We start from the raw sequence: 17927 nt of genomic DNA, 5'->3' as shown, positions 1-17927 counted from the left end.
ATGAAAAAAAACCTCGTGGGACTGCTGGTATTGCTTGCCAGTGCCACTACTTTTGCCGCCACGCCGTGGCAGAAAATTAGTCATCCGATTGCGGGTAGCCCGCAATCCATCGGTGCCTTTTCTAACGGTTGTATCGTTGGTGCCCACGAGTTACCGCTCAATGACCCTCGCTATCAGGTGATGCGACAGGATCAACGCCGCTATTTCGGGCATCCGGATTTAGTGTCGTTTATCCAACGACTGAGTAATCAGTCGACACAACTGGGCCTTGGCACGTTGCTGATTGGTGATATGGGAATGGCGGCGGGCGGGCGTTTTAGCTCCGGTCATGCCAGCCACCAAAGTGGCCTTGATGTGGACATTTTCCTGCAACTTCCCAAAACGCGCTGGACGTCAGCTCAACTACTCAAACCGCAAGCGCTGGATTTAGTCGCCAGTGATAATCAGCATGTGGTGCCGCGTTTGTGGCAGCCTGAAATCAGCAGTGTGATTAAGCTTGCGGCAAAAGATAACGATGTGACGCGCATCTTCGTCAATCCGGCGATTAAACAGCAACTGTGTCTGGATGCCGGTGCCGATCGAGACTGGTTGCGCAAAGTGCGGCCGTGGTTTGCTCACCGGGCGCATATGCACGTTCGCCTGCGTTGTCCGGCAGACAGCCTTGAGTGTGAAGATCAACCGCTACCGCCGCCTGGTGACGGTTGTGGTGCAGAACTGCAAAGTTGGTTTGCGCCGCCAGCTCCTGGCAGCACACCACCGAAGAAAAAAACACCTCCCCCTTTACCCGCCTCTTGTCAGGCTTTGCTGGATGAGCACGTTCTCTAACGGATAAGTTAATGGAATGGTTTATGGTTTCCCCCACCATGTTGGTGGTGCTGTTTTTTGTTGCCATGTTCGCGGGGTTCATTGATTCACTGGCGGGTGGGGGTGGTTTGATTACCGTCCCCGTGCTGTTAGCGACGGGAATGTCACCGGCGCATGCACTGGCAACCAATAAACTCCAGGCGTGCGGCGGTTCAGTTTCCTCCTCCCTCTATTTTATTCGCCGCAAAGTAGTGAGTCTGAAGGATCAGAAACTCAATATTCTGATGACCTTCATCGGCTCCACAACAGGTGCGTTGCTGGTTCAGCATGTGAAATCAGACGTGTTGCGGCAAATCTTGCCGATCCTGGTGATTGGTATCGGTTTGTACTTTTTATTGATGCCAAAACTGGGTGAAGAGGACAGACAGCGCCGTTTATACGGCCTGCCATTTGCGCTGATCGCGGGTGGCTGCGTCGGTTTCTACGACGGTTTCTTTGGCCCGGGTGCAGGGTCTTTTTATGCGCTGGCCTTTGTCACGCTCTGCGGTTTTAATCTTGCCAAATCCACGGCTCACGCCAAAGTGCTAAACGCGACGTCCAATTTGGGCGGCCTGCTGTTGTTTATCATCGGTGGGAAAGTGATTTGGGGAACCGGTTTTGTGATGATGGCAGGGCAGTTTTTAGGGGCGCGCATGGGATCGCGTCTGGTTTTGAGTAAAGGGCAAAAACTGATCCGTCCGATGATTGTTATTGTCTCGGCGGTGATGAGTGCCAAACTCTTATTTGATAGCCATGGACCGGAGATCCTCCATTGGTTGGGGGTAGCTTAAGATGACAACAGCAATGATGACAAAAAATACAGAACACCATTATCAGGAACTTATCGACATTTTCGATAACTGCTTTAAAGACGAATTTAATACACGTCTGATTAAAGGCGACGACGAACCGATTTATCTTCCAGCAGATGAGGAAATTCCTTATCACCGCGTCGTGTTTGCTCACGGCTATTACGCCAGCGGAATGCACGAGATTTCTCACTGGCTGATCGCGGGTAAAGCGCGCCGTGAACAGGTGGATTTTGGTTACTGGTATTGCCCGGACGGGCGTGATGCCGAAACACAAAGCAAATTCGAGGATGTGGAAGTGAAACCGCAGGCGCAGGAATGGTTACTGTGCGTGGCGGCAAACTTCCCCTTCAATGTGAGTTGCGACAACCTGAGCGGCGATGTGGACCCGGACCGGATCGCATTCCAGCGTCGGGTGCATGCGCAGGTGATGATTTACCTGCAAGAGGGTATCCCTGAGCGCACGGCAAAGTTAATTGAAGCGTTGCGGGCATTTTATAAAACGCCGCCGCTGGCAGCGGAGCAGTTTCCGTGGCCGGAAGATTTAAACTAATTACCTGCACAAAAATGAGGAAGTACGATGATCGCGGAATTTGAGACACGCATTCTGGCGCTAATTGATGAGATGGTTGAGACAGCCAGTGATGATGAACTGTTTGCCAGCGGTTATCTGCGTGGCCACCTGACTCTGGCGGTAGCGGACCTGGAACATGGTGAAGACCACAGCCCGGACGCGCTGCACACAGCGGTGTCAAATAGCCTGGAGAAAGCTATCCAGGCGGGTGAGCTTTCACCGCGTGACCAGTCCTTAGTGCTGGGAATGTGGGACAATTTGTACCAGCAGGCGAAGTTTTAAGCTATTCCCCCTCACCCTAACCCTCTCCCCAGGGAGAGGGAACTATTCGGTGCTCTCCGTCTCCTGTGAGAGAGGGGACTATTCGGTGCTCTCCCTCTCCTGTGAGAGAGGGGGACTATTCGGTGCTCTCCCTCTCCTGTGATAGAGGGAACTATTCGGTGTTCTCCCTCTCCTGTGAGAGAGGGAACTATTCGATGTTCTCCCTCTCCTGGGGGAGAGGGCCGGGGTGAGGGCGTTAAGATCCCATTACTTAACTTCTCTACCTCTCAACAACTTCCGCACCCAAAATCGATTCGGATTTAACGCCGCGAGTGTTTCATTATCCATGGGAACCGGTTCATCACTCATTTGCGCTGCCAGAATTTCTGCGGCCAGTGGCGCACTGCAAAGCCCTCTTGAACCGAGCGACGCCAGCATAAACAGATTTGGGTAAACCGGCGCGGTTTGGGCATTTTCGCGGCTTTCAGCGAGCGTTTTATATGCTTCAAGCGTGGCGTCGTAGTCCGGAACCGAGCCAATCATTGGCATATGATCGCGTGAGGCACAGCGCACGCCGCAACGTGCTTCTCCGGCGGAAACATCCACTTCTTGCACCCACGGCGCTTCCGGCAGGCAGTTAATTAAACGCTGACGATTATGCTGTTGATCTTCATCGTTATAGCGCATATCTACCACGCCGCGATGATAGCTTGCACCGATGCAATGTTGCTGATTATTCGGGTTTTGTGGTGTCAGATAACCGTCGTAACACAACACCTGGCGTAACGCCGAAAGTGTTGGGGTCGTCGGGATATGGCTGACCTGTCCGCCCACGGCGTTAATCGGCATTTTCTCGGTTTGCGAGAATTGATTGATTTTGTAGCCGTTGGCTAACACCACGGCGGCATGTTGCTGAGGTGCCTGGTCTGTAAACGACAACTGCCATGTCTCAGGAGCCTGAGTCAGATTTTCCACGCGATGTTGATAATGTGTTTTTAACCCCATCTTCTCGCCGAGTGTGAGCGCTGCCGCGGTGAGTTGAGCCGGGCATAACCAGCCACCGAGTGGGTAAGTGACGCCGCCGAAACCGATCTCCACGCCACATTGTTGCGTCACCGCTTGTGCATCAACGGCATGTGCCAATGCATCCGGTAATTCGAGGCTCAGCATTTGCTCAATCTTATGCTGACTTTTTTCATCCCAACCTAACTGCGTCACGCCACACCAGTCATGATCAAATTCCACTGGCAGTGAGTCATACAAGCGACGCGCAAAGGTAAACGCAGCACTGAAGAAGGTAGCCAGCGCGGCGTCGTGGGTATTCAGCAACGGATAAAGCGCGCCCTGACGATTACCTGACGCACCTTGTGCCGGGGCTTCATCTTCGCAGTACAGAGTGACCTGCCATCCACGACGCAGAAGCGCCAGTGAGAGCAGGGCGCTGGCAACGCCACCACCAATAATCGCCACCTCTTTGCCTTGTGCGGCAGGGCGGGCGTACCACGGCGTACGCGCCTCGGTATCAAGATGATGTTCCATCTTCCCTGTCAGCATTTCCCGTTTGCGACCAAATCCTTTGGTTTTGGTCATCGTGAAACCGGCTTCAATCAGGCCACGACGGACAAATCCAGCGCAGGTAAAGGTTGCCAGCGTGCCACCAGGGCGAGCCAGTCTGGCCATCGCGTTAAATAATTGCGGCGTCCACATGTCGGGGTTTTTTGACGGTGCAAAGCCATCAAGGAACCAGGCATCAATCTGATTATTTAAGGTGTCATCTAATTGCGGTATCAGTTCGTTAATATCGCCAAACCACAGATCTAAAGTGATGCGCCCGCCATCGAGCAAAAGACGATGACACCCGGCGACAGGCAGCGGCCATTGTTGCTGTAATTGTTCAGCAAAAGGTGCCAGTTCAGGCCAGTGCGCATGCGCGGCATGTAAATCTTCCGCCGTGAGCGGGAATTTTTCAAAACTAATAAAATGCAGGCGCTGGAGGGTGGCTTGTGGCTGTTTTTGGGCGAAAACATCAAAAGCTTCCCATAAAGTCAGGAAGTTAAGACCGGTGCCAAATCCGCTTTCACCGACGATAAACAGTGAGCGATCATGGGTCTCAAAACGTTCGGATAGATGGTTTCCTCCAAGAAAGACATAACGAGTTTCCTCCAGTCCATTATCATTAGAGAAGTAGACATCGTCGAAGTCTCGGGATACAGGTGTACCTTCTTCGTTAAAGCCCAGATTGGCCGGTTGTATTGGGGCGTGTTTCACGTAAGTTACTCGTCTGGCAGGCAGTGAAAGGATAGTAACGATGTGTGCGAAGCGGCGCAAATTTCAGGCCGATTTGTCTGATCGGACTTGTTCGGCGTACAAGTGTACGCTATTGTGCCTGTCGAAATCCTAAATCGTGTAGTGGAAGAGGTATTGAATGAAACGTGCAGTGATTACTGGTCTGGGCATTGTTTCCAGCATCGGTAACAACCAGCAGGAAGTCCTGGCATCTCTGCGTGAAGGTCGCTCGGGGATCACTTTCTCTCAAGAATTCAAAGATTCTGGAATGCGCAGCCACGTGTGGGGTAACGTTAAACTGGACACCACCGGCCTGATTGACCGTAAAGTTGTCCGTTTCATGAACGATGCCTCTGTCTACGCTTACCTTTCAATGCAGCAAGCTATTGAAGATGCTGGTTTGAAAGAAGAAGTTTATCAAAGCAACCCGCGTGTTGGCCTGATTGCGGGTTCCGGTGGTTCTTCTAAATCTCAGGTGTTCGGTGCAGACGCAATGCGTAGCCCGCGCGGCCTGAAAGCGGTAGGTCCATATGTTGTGACCAAAGCGATGGGTTCTGCGGTTTCCGCATGCCTCGCAACGCCGTTCAAAATTCACGGTGTGAACTACTCCATCAGCTCCGCATGTGCGACTTCTGCGCACTGTATCGGCAACGCTGTTGAGCAGATCCAGTTGGGCAAACAGGACATCGTATTTGCTGGCGGCGGCGAAGAGCTGTGCTGGGAAATGGCCTGTGAGTTCGATGCAATGGGCGCACTGTCTACCAAATACAACGAAGACCCGACTAAAGCGTCCCGTACTTACGATGCAAACCGTGATGGTTTCATCATTGCAGGCGGCGGCGGTATGGTTGTGGTTGAAGAACTGGAGCACGCTCTGGCTCGCGGCGCACACATCTACGCTGAAATCGTTGGCTACGGCGCAACGTCCGATGGCGCAGACATGGTTGCTCCATCTGGTGAAGGCGCTGTACGTTGCATGAAGATGGCAATGCATGGTGTTGATACGCCGATTGACTACCTGAACACCCACGGGACTTCTACGCCGGTTGGCGATGTGAAAGAACTGGGCGCAATCAAGGAAGTATTCGGTAATAACTCGCCATCAATGTCCGCAACCAAAGCGATGACTGGCCACTCTCTGGGTGCCGCAGGCGTTCAGGAAGCTATCTACTCTCTGCTGATGCTCGAGCACGGTTTCATCGCGCCAAGCATTAACATCGAAGAGCTGGATGAGCAGGCTGCTGGTCTGAACATCGTGACTGAAACTACCGAGCGCGAACTGAACACTGTTATGTCTAACAGCTTCGGTTTCGGTGGGACTAACGCCACACTGGTGATGCGTAAGCTTAAAGCTTAATACCCATCATACTTCAAGCTGCATGTGTGTTGGTTTTCCTCGCTCACCCCAGTCACTTACTTAAGTAAGTTTCTGGGGATTTGCTGCGTCGCCGCCTTCATGCAACTCGAATTTTTTTGGGTATAAGATAGTGATTATGTGTAACGGGGTGCCTATGGCGCCCCGTTTTTTTGCTGTTTACAATTATTGACAGAATGAATGACTGAAGGCACTATCTCGCCATAACATTATCAGTTTGATAATGCGTAAGCGTTCAACGTCAACCAACGCACCCTTAATCTGAACGTTCAGAGGGAAAGGGCGTGGTGGTATCCTCGCCTTACTCTGCAATAAATGGAGTAAGCAGTATGTCTGCATTGATTGATTCTCAGCTAAAAAATACCCAATCAGAAAATAAGTCTTTATTTAATATCACCTTTGCGGTGTTTCTTACGTATATGACGGTTGGCTTGCCGCTGCCCGTTATCCCACTCTTTGTGCATAACCAACTTGGCTTTGGCAACACCATGGTAGGGATTGCGGTCGGCATTCAATTCCTCGCCACGGTTTTAACCCGTGGTTATGCCGGGCGCCTTGCTGATCAGCAAGGGGCGAAGCGTTCTACTTTGCAGGGGATGTGCGCCTGCGCCTTCGCCGGTGTGGCTTATCTGCTGGCCGCATTGTTGCCGGTTGATGCGATGGCAAAATTCGGTTTGCTGGTGGTCGGTCGTTTGATTTTGGGATTTGGTGAAAGCCAGCTGCTGACTGGCAACCTCACCTGGGGCATGGGCTTAGTTGGCCCGGCGCGTTCCGGCAAAGTCATGTCCTGGAATGGGATGGCGATCTATGGTGCATTAGCTGCTGGCGCACCGCTGGGTTTGCTCTTGAACAGCCACTGGGGTTTTGTCGCGCTCGGAGTATCGACCATCGTGCTGCCCCTGGTTGCCTGGGCGTTCAATGGCCGTGTGCGCTCTGTCCCAGCCCACAAAGGTGAGCGTCCTTCACTGCTTACCGTGATTGGGCTTATCTGGAAACCTGGTCTGGGTCTGGCGTTGCAGGGCGTGGGTTTTGCGGTGATTGGGACGTTTGTTTCGCTCTACTTTGCAACTAAAGGCTGGGCCTGGGCTGGTTTCACGCTCACCGCTTTTGGTGGCGCATTTGTCCTGATGCGTGTGCTTTTCGGTTGGATGCCTGACCGTTTTGGCGGCGTGCGAGTGGCACTGGTTTCGCTGGCAATAGAAACTGTCGGACTGGTGTTGCTATGGCAAGCACCGGGTGCGAGCATTGCGTTGATTGGTGCGGCACTCACGGGTTGCGGCTGTTCGCTGATCTTCCCGGCGCTCGGGGTGGAAGTGGTGAAACGCGTGCCTGCACAAGTGCGCGGTACGGCACTTGGCGGCTATGCAGCGTTTCAGGATATCTCTTACGGTGTCGCGGGGCCGTTGACCGGGTTGCTGGCAACGTCGATGGGTTATCCCTCGGTATTTCTGGCAGGCGCGATTTCTGCGGTGCTCGGCATCGTGGTGACGCTAATCGCTTTTCGCAAGTAACTCTTGCCACCCTTTGCAGGGTGGCAAACTTCTAGATAACCATCCACAGCAAAATCATCACTACAACCAGCGCGATAAGTGCCATTCCTGGACGGGCACTGATCAGCTTTATCGGTTCGATAAACGGTGCCCAGATTGGGCTGGCGACTGGCTGAACAGAATGAACCTCAAGCGCTGCTGGCTGGCGTTCTGCTCGCCTCAAAAACACCTGATTCAAAATATCCTGCACTTGCGCGGTGGTCAGTAACGTCTGCGGCGTTGCCTGAAAACGCTGCTGGGAATAATCGGTAATTTCTTTCCATTCAGCGGGTTCAAGCGGCTGTTTAAGCGCAGCCTGGAGGGTATGCAACGTTGGCGTATGCTGTTGGCTTAATGTCTGACGTGCCTGAAGCCATGTCGTCAGCAAAGTGAAGTGTTTTGCTGGGATCAGATCGCCGGTTTTTACACCGGAAAGCTCAAGCATCGACTGCCAGATTAACTTCCCGGACTCGCCCGTCGCAGCAGTCAGTTTGGCAACCTGTTTATTTAAAGAGTTATGCTCAGCCGGAAGCAGCGGACGATCGGTCGCCGGACGCTGTTGCGGCTGCGGGATTGCCAGCTGGTTGTTTTGTAATAACGTCAGGACGCTTTTTAATTGTTCAGGCGTCAGTTGGCTCAGAGCAGTCTGACCAAATTGCTGGCGAATATAGTCGCTCACCGCCTGGCGATTATTACCTTGCGGCAAAAGCTCGCTGAGCTGCTGAACGACCTGGCGCGTGGCGTGAGTCGTCTGGGCATTACTCAGACGCTGATTGAGATTTTGTTCAGCTGCGGGGAAGTGACGCGACAATAAAGGCGTTTCACTTTTTAGCCCAAGATCATGCTTGAGTCCCGCCCACACTTCTGCACTCTGTTGCTGACTGAGTGCAACAAGGCGCGTGACCAGACGTTCCAGAACGGTACGTTGCTGAGTGGAAAGCGGAAGTTCGCCGGCCGCTGAAGGTGTGGAGGGCGGTTCCCCCGGAGGGCGTGCTGTCACCCCCTGAATGGGTTGCATAGTCTAAAATCCTTTATCGATCCCCGGCTCAAGTATGCCAGGCCGCCAGATTATGGCACACTATCGGGCTTATTCTCGACGATTAACAGACAGGTAGCGTAACGTGAAAATCCTCGTTGACGAAAATATGCCCTATGCACGTGAATTGTTTAGTCGCGTGGGCGATGTAACTGCAGTGCCAGGTCGTCCGATCCCAGTGTCCGAACTGGCGGATGCCGATGCGTTAATGGTGCGTTCAGTCACCAAAGTGAATGCTGATTTACTCGATGGTAAGGGGATTAAGTTTGTCGGTACGGCAACGGCGGGGACTGACCACGTTGACGAACACTACCTGCAACAAGCTGGCATCGCTTTTTCAGCTGCCCCCGGATGTAACGCTATCGCTGTTGTCGAATACGTCTTTTCTTCACTGTTAATGTTAGCTGAACGTGATGGCTTCAACCTGACTGACCGCACGGTGGGCATTATTGGTGTTGGCAACGTCGGTTCACGCTTACAGGCGCGTCTCGAAGCTTTCGGCGTGCGTACGCTGCTATGCGATCCTCCTCGCGCAGAAAGTGGCGACGAAGGTGATTTCCAGCCGCTGGAAACGCTGGTGAGTGAAGCGGATGTGCTGACATTCCACACGCCGCTGTTCAAAGACGGCCCGTACAAGTCACGGCATCTTGCTGACGAAAAGCTGATCTCAAGTCTCAAGCCAGGCGCGATTCTGATCAACGCCTGCCGTGGTCCGGTAGTCGATAACGCCGCGTTGCTGAAATGCCTTGAGAATGGCCAGAAGCTGAGCGTGGTGCTGGATGTGTGGGAGCCGGAGCCTGAGCTCAATGTGGCGCTGCTCGATAAAGTGGATATTGGCACTGCACACATCGCAGGTTACACGCTGGAAGGCAAAGCGCGTGGCACCACGCAAGTGTTTGAAGCATTCAGTGAGTTTATTGGTCAGAAACAACAAGTGGCATTAGACACGCTGCTGCCCGCTCCTGAATTTGGCCGCATTACCCTGCATGGTCCGCTTGATCAGCCGACACTCAAAAGACTGGTTCATCTGGTGTATGATGTGCGCCGCGATGATGCCCCACTGCGGAAAGTGGCGGGGATCCCAGGAGAGTTTGATAAGTTACGTAAAAACTACCTGGAACGCCGTGAATGGTCATCATTATATATTCAGTGTGATGATGAAACTGCGGCACAAACACTGCAAAAACTCGGTTTTAGCGCGGTTTATACCCCCGCTCGTTAACCCTAATCTTTTGTCCCACCGGGTCAGATATCCGGTGGGATGCTGTTTTATTAAGTCTGGAGTAAACCAACATGTCTGAAGGCTGGAATATTGCCGTCTTAGGTGCCACGGGTGCCGTAGGCGCAGCTGTGATTGAACTGCTTGCCGAACGCCAGTTCCCGGTTGGTGAATTGTATGCCCTGGCGCGTAGTGAAAGCGCAGGTGAAAACATTCGTTATGAAGGCAAAACCGTGATGGTTCAGGATGCTGAATCATTTGACTGGACTCAGGTTCAGCTCGCGTTCTTCGTTGCAGGTGTGGAAGCGTCCGCTCGTTTCGCCGAAGAAGCCACCAACGCCGGTTGCCTGGTGATTGACTCCAGCGGCCTGTTCGCCATGGAACATGATGTGCCGTTGGTCGTGCCTGACGTCAATCCTTTTGTGCTGGGCGAATACCGTAATCGCAACCTGGTTGCGGTTGCGGATAGCCTGACCAGCCAGCTTCTGACCGCTCTGAAGCCATTGATTGAACAAGGTGGTTTGTCGCGTATCCAGGTGACCAATTTACTGGCGGCTTCAGGTCGCGGCAAAAGTGCTGTCGATGCGCTGGCCGGGCAGAGCGCTCGTTTACTGAACGGTTTACCAATCGAAGAACAAGATCTGTTTGGTCGCCAGCTGGCGTTCAACATGCTGCCATTAGTGCCAGACGCAGAAGGCAGCGTTCCAGTAGAACGTCGCCTGGTGAATGAAGTGCGTAAAGTGCTGCAGGACGAAGGTGTGTTGATTTCTGCGAGCATGATTCAGGCTCCGGTGTTTTACGGTCACGCGCAGATGGTGAACTTCGAAGCGATGCGCCCGCTGGCCGCAGAAGAAGCGCGTGATGCGTTTGGCCAGTTTGAAGATATTGAACTGTCTGAAGAAGGCCAGTTCCCGACTCAGGTTTCTGATGCTTCCGGCAGCGCTCATCTTTCCATCGGTTGTATCCACAATGATTACGGGATGCCGGAGCAGATCCAATTCTGGTCTGTTGCCGATAACGTCCGTTTCGGTGGCGCGTTGATGGCGGTGAAGACAGCCGAAAAATTAGTGCAGGAGTACATGTACTAATGTCCGACGAGTTGCCTACGCTCCCAGTCACAGAAACAGGCCCACTGCGTAAGATTGCACTCGGCATTGAATACGACGGCAGCAAATATTACGGCTGGCAGCGCCAGAACGAAGTCCGCAGCGTGCAGGAGAAGCTTGAAAAAGCGCTCTCTAAAGTGGCTAACGAGCCCATTAGCGTTTTCTGTGCCGGGCGCACAGATGCTGGCGTTCACGCCACCGGCCAGGTTGTGCATTTCGAAACCCGTATGGATCGTAAAGACGCCGCATGGACTTTGGGTGTAAATGCGAATTTACCTGGAGACATCGCGGTGCGTTGGGTTAAAGCTGTGCCGGACGATTTTCATGCCCGGTTCAGTGCCACGGCGCGTCGCTATCGTTATGTCATCTATAACGAGCGGCTGCGTCCCGCTGTGATGGGGCAGGGGGTGACGCACTTCTATCACCCGCTGGATGCCGACCGTATGCACCGTGCCGCGCAGTGTTTGCTGGGTGAGAACGACTTTACTTCGTTCCGCGCGGTGCAGTGCCAGTCGCGTACCCCGTGGCGCAACCTGATGCATATCACCGTCAACCGTTACGGCTCGTACGTTGTGGTAGATATCAAAGCGAACGCCTTTGTGCATCATATGGTGCGCAATATTGTGGGCAGTTTGATGGAAATCGGCTGTGGTAATCAGGACGAAAACTGGATGGCCCAATTGCTGGCGGCAAAAGATCGCAAGCTGGCGGCGGCTACCGGTAAAGCAGAAGGCTTGTACTTAGTCTGCGTTGATTATCCTGAACATTTTGCGTTACCTAAACCCACGATGGGTCCACTTTTTTTAGCTGACTGACTCCAGTCGAAAAGGTAGATAACTATGGAATTTATCCGCTTTGTCATTGATTTTATTCTGCACATTGATGTGCATTTAGCGGAGCTGGTGGCGCAGTATGGTATCTGGGTTTATGCCATTCTGTTTATCATTTTATTCTGCGAAACCGGTCTGGTGGTGACGCCGTTCTTGCCTGGGGATTCATTGCTGTTTGTTGCTGGTGCGCTAGCCGCATTGCCAACCAACGATTTGAACGTGCATACCATGGTTATCTTAATGGTCATTGCGGCTATCGTGGGCGACGCCGTAAACTACACAATCGGGCGGTTATTTGGTGAAAAACTCTTCAGCAACCCGGACTCAAAAATCTTCCGCCGCAGTTATCTTGATAAAACACACGCTTTTTACGAGCGTCATGGCGGAAAAACGATTATCCTCGCGCGCTTCGTCCCGATTGTGCGAACCTTCGCACCGTTTGTCGCAGGGATGGGGCACATGTCCTATCGCCATTTTGCGATGTACAACGTAGCGGGTGCGTTGCTGTGGGTTTTGTTGTTTACCTACGCAGGTTACCTGTTTGGCGATTTGCCCATTGTGCAGGAAAACCTGAAATTGCTGATTGTAGCGATTATCGTGCTGTCGATTTTGCCGGGTGTAATTGAAATTATTCGCCATAAGCGTGCAGCCAAACGCCTGCAAAAGTAATCCCATCGCGCGGTTCGACCACTTTTTTATCCAAAGTCGCGGGCCGTTATGTTTTAATGAGCACCATTTATGGTCTGGGGCAGGTCACACTGCCACAGAAAAACTGGCATCGACCAGGTTCAAGCAGAAAGGTCATCAATGAGCTGGATTGAACGAATTCTCAATAAGAGCAATATTACCCCTACCCGTAAGGCGAGTATCCCTGAAGGGGTGTGGACTAAATGCGACAGCTGTGGCCAGGTCCTGTACCGTGCAGAACTGGAACGCAATCTTGAAGTCTGCCCAAAATGCGATCACCACATGCGTATGTCCGCGCGCGATCGCTTGCACAGCCTGTTAGATGAAGGTTCGCTGTTTGAGTTGGGTAGTGAACTTGAGCCAAAAGATATCCTCAAGTTTAAAGACTCTAAAAAATACAAAGACCGTCTGGCATCTGCCCAGAAAGAAACTGGCGAGAAAGATGCGCTGGTGGTCATGAAAGGCACGCTCTATAACATGCCAGTGGTTGCGGTGGCGTTTGAGTTTGCCTTTATGGGCGGTTCTATGGGTTCTGTTGTGGGTGCGCGTTTTGTTCGTGCCGTTGAACAGGCTCTGGAAGATAACTGTCCGATGATCTGCTTCTCCGCTTCGGGTGGCGCACGTATGCAAGAAGCGCTGATGTCGCTGATGCAGATGGCTAAAACCAGTGCTGCGCTGGCAAAAATGCAAGAACGCGGTCTGCCGTATATTTCGGTTCTGACTGACCCAACCATGGGTGGTGTTTCTGCAAGCTTTGCGATGCTGGGCGATCTCAACATTGCTGAGCCAAAAGCGTTGATCGGCTTTGCAGGCCCGCGTGTTATCGAACAAACCGTTCGTGAAAAACTGCCGCCGGGCTTCCAGCGCAGTGAGTTCCTGATTGAAAAAGGGGCGATCGACATGATCGTTCGTCGTCCAGAAATGCGCCTGAAACTGGCAAGCGTTCTGGCGAAACTGACAAATCAGCCAGCGCCAAATCCGGAAGCACCGCGTGAACCGATAGTGGTTCCGCCAGCACCGGAAGAAGGTCACGAGGCCTGATAGTCAACAAAGGCAGGGCCGCTCGCGGAACTGCCTTTTTTCTTGAACCGTAGCGTAGAGCGGGCATCATGGAAAAAACTCAAACACCTCAAGCCACGTCGCCCCTGGCCACGTGGCTTTGTTATCTGGAAAACCTCCATTCTAAAACCATCGAGCTTGGCCTCGACCGCGTTAAAAAAGTGGCCGCTACGCTTGATATCCTGAAACCTGCGCCGACGGTGTTTACAGTCGCCGGGACAAACGGCAAAGGCACCACCTGTCGCACGCTGGAAAGAGTCCTGATGGCAGCGGGTTATAGCGTTGGCGTCTACAGTTCACCTCATCTGGTGCGCTATACCGAACGTGTGCGCGTTCAAAGCGAAGAGCTGCACGAGGCTTACCATACGGCGGCATTTGCCGAGATTGAAGCCGCACGCGGCGAAACCTCACTCACCTATTTCGAATACAGTACCCTGTCGGCGTTATTGCTGTTTAAGCAACTGGCGGTGGATGTGGTGATTCTCGAAGTCGGTCTTGGCGGACGGCTGGATGCGACTAATATCGTCGATGCCGATGTGGCGGTGGTCACCAGTATTGCGCTTGATCACACCGACTGGCTGGGGCCAGACCGTGAAAGCATCGGGCGTGAAAAAGCCGGTGTCTTCCGTGGTGGCAAGCCTGCCGTAGTTGGCGAGCCGGATATGCCGCTGACTATCGCCGATGTGGCAGTTGAAAAGGGCGCTCATTTGCTGCGTCGCGGTATCGACTGGTCTTACAGCGTTGAAGAGAATAGCTGGCGCTTTAAAGACGCTCAGGGCGAATTGAGTGGGCTGCCGTTGCCACTGGTGCCGCAGCCGAATGCGGCAACGGCGCTGGCAGCATTACGTGCAAGCGAGCTGAATGTCAGCAATGGCGCTATCATTCAAGGGATTAAAGAGGCGACATTACCAGGGCGATTCCAGGTTATTTCCGATGCACCATTGGTTATTCTGGATGTGGCGCACAATCCTCATGCGGCGGCTTATCTTGCCGGGCGGCTGGCAGAGTTGCCAAAACGTGGCCGCGTGCTGGCAGTCATCGGTATGCTGCACGATAAAGACATTGCCGGTACGCTGGCATGTTTGTCCCCTCAAGTCGATAACTGGTATTGTGCTCCGTTAGAAGGGCCGCGCGGTGCAACGGCTGAGCAGTTGACTGAACATCTCGGTCAGGGTGAAGTCTACGACACGGTGGCTGAGGCCTGGTATGCTGCAATGAAGGCAGCAACAGAAAATGATACCGTGCTGGTGTGTGGTTCATTTCATACAGTAGCCCACGTAATGGAAGCGCTGGACGCGGAGAATGCAGGTGGCGAGTAAGTTTCAAAATCGATTAGTCGGAACCATTATTCTGGTCGCACTGGGGGTCATTATCCTGCCAGGGCTGCTTGATGGTCAGAAAAAGCATTATCAGGATGAGTTTGCCGCTATCCCTCTGGTTCCAAAACCGGGTGATACCGATGAACCAGATATGCTGCCTGCGGCGACTCAGGCGCTGCCTTCACAGCCACCGGAAGGTGCGGCTGAAGAAGTGCGTGCTGGGACAGCGGCGGCACCCGGGCTGGATATCGCTTCGCTTCCAGGAGATAGCGGTGCGGGTATTGATGAAGTTCCTGTGACCCGCGACCAACCTAAACCGAAGCCGGTGGTGGAGAAACCAAAACCTAAGCCGGTAGAAAAACCGCAGAGCAAGACTGACGCTTCTCAAACTGAAGAACGTCTGGCGATGATGAACGAAGAGCCGCCAGTCGCAGAAAAACCTGCGAAGCAAGAAACTGCTGAGAAGGCGCCGACGGGGCAAGCCTATATCGTCCAGCTCGGTGCGTTGAAAAATGCCGACAAAGTTAATGAAATTGTTGGTAAACTGCGCGGTGCCGGGTTCAAGGTATACACAATACCGTCGACACCTGTACAGGGTAAAGTGACCCGTATTTTGGTGGGGCCGGATGCCTCAAAAGACAAACTTAAGTCCTCTTTAGGCGAGCTGAGTTCGCTTTCCGGGCTAAACGGAGTAGTGATGAATTATACGGCGCGATAGCTTTCCTGACACACCGGTGAAAGCACCCGCGAAGCCCGGCAACAGGGCAAATTCTTAATGGCGTTGAGCATTTTTTCAACGCCATTATTTATTTACGCGAGGGAAGGAAATCCCTACGCAAACGTTTTCTTTTTCTGTTAGAATGCGCCCCGAACTGGACGTCAGGGCGATTTGTCGTGAGATTTGTTCATGGTCTGGATAGATTACGCCATTATTGCAGTTATCGGCTTTTCGGCTCTGATTAGTGTTATTCGTGGGTTTGTGCGTGAAGCGTTATCGCTTGTAACCTGGGGTTTTGCTTTCTTTGTCGCCAGTCATTACTACACTTACCTGTCAGTCTGGTTCACTGGCTTTGAAGACGAACTGGTACGAAACGGAATAGCTATTGCGATACTGTTTATCGCGACACTCATCGTCGGTGCGATAGTCAATTATGTGATTAGCGCACTGGTTGAGAAAACCGGCCTGTCGGGTACAGACAGGGTGTTGGGGATCTGTTTCGGTGCTTTACGTGGAGCGCTGATCGTCGCCGCCATTCTGTTCTTTCTTGATACGTTTACTGGTTTTTCAAAGAGTGACGACTGGCAAAAGTCGCAGCTTATCCCGCAATTCAGTTTCATCATCAGATGGTTCTTTGACTATCTGCAAAGCTCGTCAAGTTTCTTACCCCGGTAATCGTATCGGGGGGTTGTGGCTTAATGAGGAAAAGACAACATGTGCGGTATTGTCGGTATCGCCGGTTTTATGCCGGTCAACCAGTCGATTTATGACGCGTTAACGGTGCTTCAGCATCGTGGGCAGGATGCCGCAGGCATCGTCACCATTGATGCCTTAAACTGTTTTCGTCTGCGTAAAGCTAATGGTCTGGTGAGCGATGTATTTGGTGCCATTCACATGCAACGCTTGCAGGGAAACATGGGTATCGGCCATGTACGTTACCCTACAGCGGGTAGCTCGAGTGCCTCTGAAGCCCAGCCTTTCTATGTGAACTCCCCTTACGGTATTACCCTTGCACACAACGGTAACCTGACGAACGCGCACGAACTGCGTCAAAAGCTGTTCGAAGAAAAACGTCGTCACATCAACACCACCTCAGATTCCGAAATCCTGCTCAATATTTTCGCAAGCGAGCTGGATAACTTCCGCAACTATCCGCTGGAAGCTGACAACATTTTTGCTGCCATTGCCGCAACTAACCGCCAGATCCGTGGCGCCTATGCCTGTGTTGCCATGATCATCGGCCACGGCATGGTAGCGTTCCGTGATCCTAATGGCATCCGTCCTTTGGTGATGGGTAAACGCGATTTGGGCGATGGCCGTACCGAATACATGGTGGCATCTGAGAGCGTAGCGCTTGACACGCTGGGCTTTGAATTCCTGCGTGATGTCGCCCCTGGCGAAGCGGTGTATATCACCGAGAAAGGGCAGTTGTTCACACGTCAGTGTGCCGACAATCCGACCAGCAATCCATGCCTGTTTGAGTACGTTTACTTCGCGCGCCCGGACTCATTTATCGACAAGATTTCCGTGTATAGCGCACGCGTTGAGATGGGTAAAAAACTCGGCGAGAAAATTGCTCGCGAGTGGGAAGACCTGGATATTGACGTAGTTATCCCAATTCCAGAAACCTCCTGTGATATCGCGCTGGAAATCGCCCATATCCTCAATAAACCGTACCGTCAGGGCTTCGTGAAGAATCGCTATGTTGGCCGTACCTTTATCATGCCAGGCCAGCAACTGCGTCGTAAATCTGTGCGTCGTAAACTCAACGCTAACCGTGCTGAGTTCCGCGATAAGAATGTGCTGCTGGTGGATGACTCCATCGTTCGCGGTACCACTTCTGAGCAGATTATCGAAATGGCACGTGAAGCGGGTGCGAAAAAAGTGTATCTCGCATCAGCGGCACCAGAAATTCGCTTCCCGAACGTATATGGCATCGATATGCCAAGCGCAAACGAACTGATTGCTCATGGCCGTGAAGTGGACGAAATTCGCCAGCTCATCGGTGCTGACGGTTTGATTTTCCAGGATCTGGACGATCTGATTGAAGCGGTTCGCGTTGAGAACCCGGACATCACGCAGTTTGAGTGCTCAGTATTCAACGGTATCTACGTCACCAAAGACGTGGATCATGAATACCTTGAGTATCTTGAGTCGCTGCGTAATGACGATTCGAAAGCCATTCAGCGTCAAAATGAAGTGGAAAACTTAGAGATGCATAACGAGGGCTAAAACCTTCACTTATGCCACTTATAGGGTGGATAAGTGCTGCGTCA

At 52.5% G+C, this 17927-nt stretch carries 17 protein-coding genes; 15 read left to right on the top strand and 2 right to left on the bottom strand.

What is annotated here, in order from left to right; all coding sequences use genetic code 11:
• The 4 genes from mepA to WBL83_RS14185 are packed head-to-tail and all read left to right on the top strand — an operon-like array spanning position 1 to position 2508.
• Positions 1-825 carry a penicillin-insensitive murein endopeptidase gene (gene mepA, locus WBL83_RS14200; RefSeq protein ID WP_424589757.1) on the top strand — a complete coding sequence of 275 codons (825 nt, stop codon included), beginning with the start codon at positions 1-3 and terminating at the stop codon, positions 823-825.
• A gap of 11 nt (positions 826-836) precedes the next feature.
• A complete protein-coding gene (locus WBL83_RS14195; RefSeq protein WP_424589756.1) occupies positions 837-1634 on the top strand; it encodes a sulfite exporter TauE/SafE family protein in 798 nt (265 codons plus the stop codon).
• A 16-nt stretch (positions 1635-1650) separates the two neighbouring features.
• Positions 1651-2205 carry an elongation factor P hydroxylase gene (locus tag WBL83_RS14190; protein ID WP_424589828.1) on the top strand — a complete coding sequence of 185 codons (555 nt, stop codon included), beginning with the start codon at positions 1651-1653 and terminating at the stop codon, positions 2203-2205.
• 27 nt (positions 2206-2232) lie between these two features.
• Positions 2233-2508 (top strand): YfcL family protein, encoded by a 276-nt coding sequence (locus WBL83_RS14185; RefSeq protein WP_424589755.1) that lies wholly within the window; start codon positions 2233-2235, stop codon positions 2506-2508.
• Positions 2509-2754: 246 nt separating this feature from the next.
• Here WBL83_RS14185 and mnmC read toward each other — a convergent pair whose 3' ends face one another.
• Positions 2755-4755 carry a bifunctional tRNA (5-methylaminomethyl-2-thiouridine)(34)-methyltransferase MnmD/FAD-dependent 5-carboxymethylaminomethyl-2-thiouridine(34) oxidoreductase MnmC gene (mnmC, locus tag WBL83_RS14180; protein ID WP_424589754.1) on the bottom strand — a complete coding sequence of 667 codons (2001 nt, stop codon included), beginning with the start codon at positions 4753-4755 and terminating at the stop codon, positions 2755-2757.
• Between the two features lie 157 nt (positions 4756-4912).
• Between mnmC and fabB the strand changes: the two genes are divergently transcribed.
• Entirely contained in the window at positions 4913-6130 is a 1218-nt protein-coding gene (gene fabB / locus WBL83_RS14175; protein ID WP_424589753.1) for a beta-ketoacyl-ACP synthase I, read from the top strand.
• A 347-nt stretch (positions 6131-6477) separates the two neighbouring features.
• Positions 6478-7659 (top strand): MFS transporter, encoded by a 1182-nt coding sequence (locus WBL83_RS14170; protein ID WP_424589752.1) that lies wholly within the window; start codon positions 6478-6480, stop codon positions 7657-7659.
• A gap of 31 nt (positions 7660-7690) precedes the next feature.
• On the opposite strand, the gene flk is transcribed toward WBL83_RS14170, so the two are convergent.
• Positions 7691-8695 (bottom strand): flagella biosynthesis regulator Flk, encoded by a 1005-nt coding sequence (gene flk, locus WBL83_RS14165; RefSeq protein ID WP_424589751.1) that lies wholly within the window; start codon positions 8693-8695, stop codon positions 7691-7693.
• A gap of 103 nt (positions 8696-8798) precedes the next feature.
• On the opposite strand from flk, the gene pdxB reads away from it, so the two are divergent.
• The 9 genes from pdxB (at position 8799) to purF (ending at position 17883) form a co-directional block, all read left to right on the top strand.
• A complete protein-coding gene (pdxB, locus tag WBL83_RS14160; protein ID WP_424589750.1) occupies positions 8799-9935 on the top strand; it encodes a 4-phosphoerythronate dehydrogenase PdxB in 1137 nt (378 codons plus the stop codon).
• 71 nt (positions 9936-10006) lie between these two features.
• Positions 10007-11020 (top strand): aspartate-semialdehyde dehydrogenase, encoded by a 1014-nt coding sequence (locus WBL83_RS14155; RefSeq protein WP_424589749.1) that lies wholly within the window; start codon positions 10007-10009, stop codon positions 11018-11020.
• The gene (truA, locus tag WBL83_RS14150) at positions 11020-11853 is read left to right on the top strand and encodes a tRNA pseudouridine(38-40) synthase TruA (protein WP_424589748.1); all 834 of its coding nucleotides are present in this window, start codon (positions 11020-11022) and stop codon (positions 11851-11853) included. The genes WBL83_RS14155 and truA overlap by 1 nt, the downstream gene beginning before the upstream one ends.
• 24 nt (positions 11854-11877) lie before the next feature.
• On the top strand, positions 11878-12537 hold the full coding sequence (locus WBL83_RS14145) for a DedA family protein (protein ID WP_424589747.1): 660 nt from the start codon (positions 11878-11880) through the stop codon (positions 12535-12537).
• 138 nt (positions 12538-12675) lie between these two features.
• Entirely contained in the window at positions 12676-13596 is a 921-nt protein-coding gene (accD, locus tag WBL83_RS14140; protein ID WP_424589746.1) for an acetyl-CoA carboxylase, carboxyltransferase subunit beta, read from the top strand.
• A 68-nt stretch (positions 13597-13664) separates the two neighbouring features.
• Positions 13665-14933 carry a bifunctional tetrahydrofolate synthase/dihydrofolate synthase gene (folC, locus tag WBL83_RS14135; RefSeq protein ID WP_424589745.1) on the top strand — a complete coding sequence of 423 codons (1269 nt, stop codon included), beginning with the start codon at positions 13665-13667 and terminating at the stop codon, positions 14931-14933.
• Positions 14923-15651: a cell division protein DedD gene (dedD, locus tag WBL83_RS14130; protein WP_424589744.1), complete on the top strand. Its 729-nt coding sequence runs from the start codon at positions 14923-14925 to the stop codon at positions 15649-15651. Before folC ends, dedD begins: the two co-directional genes overlap by 11 nt.
• A gap of 189 nt (positions 15652-15840) precedes the next feature.
• Entirely contained in the window at positions 15841-16326 is a 486-nt protein-coding gene (gene cvpA / locus WBL83_RS14125; protein ID WP_424589743.1) for a colicin V production protein, read from the top strand.
• Positions 16327-16365: 39 nt separating this feature from the next.
• Positions 16366-17883 (top strand): amidophosphoribosyltransferase, encoded by a 1518-nt coding sequence (gene purF, locus WBL83_RS14120; protein WP_424589742.1) that lies wholly within the window; start codon positions 16366-16368, stop codon positions 17881-17883.
• Positions 17884-17927: the final 44 nt, after the last annotated feature.

This window comes from Buttiauxella sp., assembly GCF_049686335.1.
Lineage (GTDB): Bacteria > Pseudomonadota > Gammaproteobacteria > Enterobacterales > Enterobacteriaceae > Buttiauxella.
This window is presented reverse-complemented; position numbering and strand designations above follow the sequence as displayed.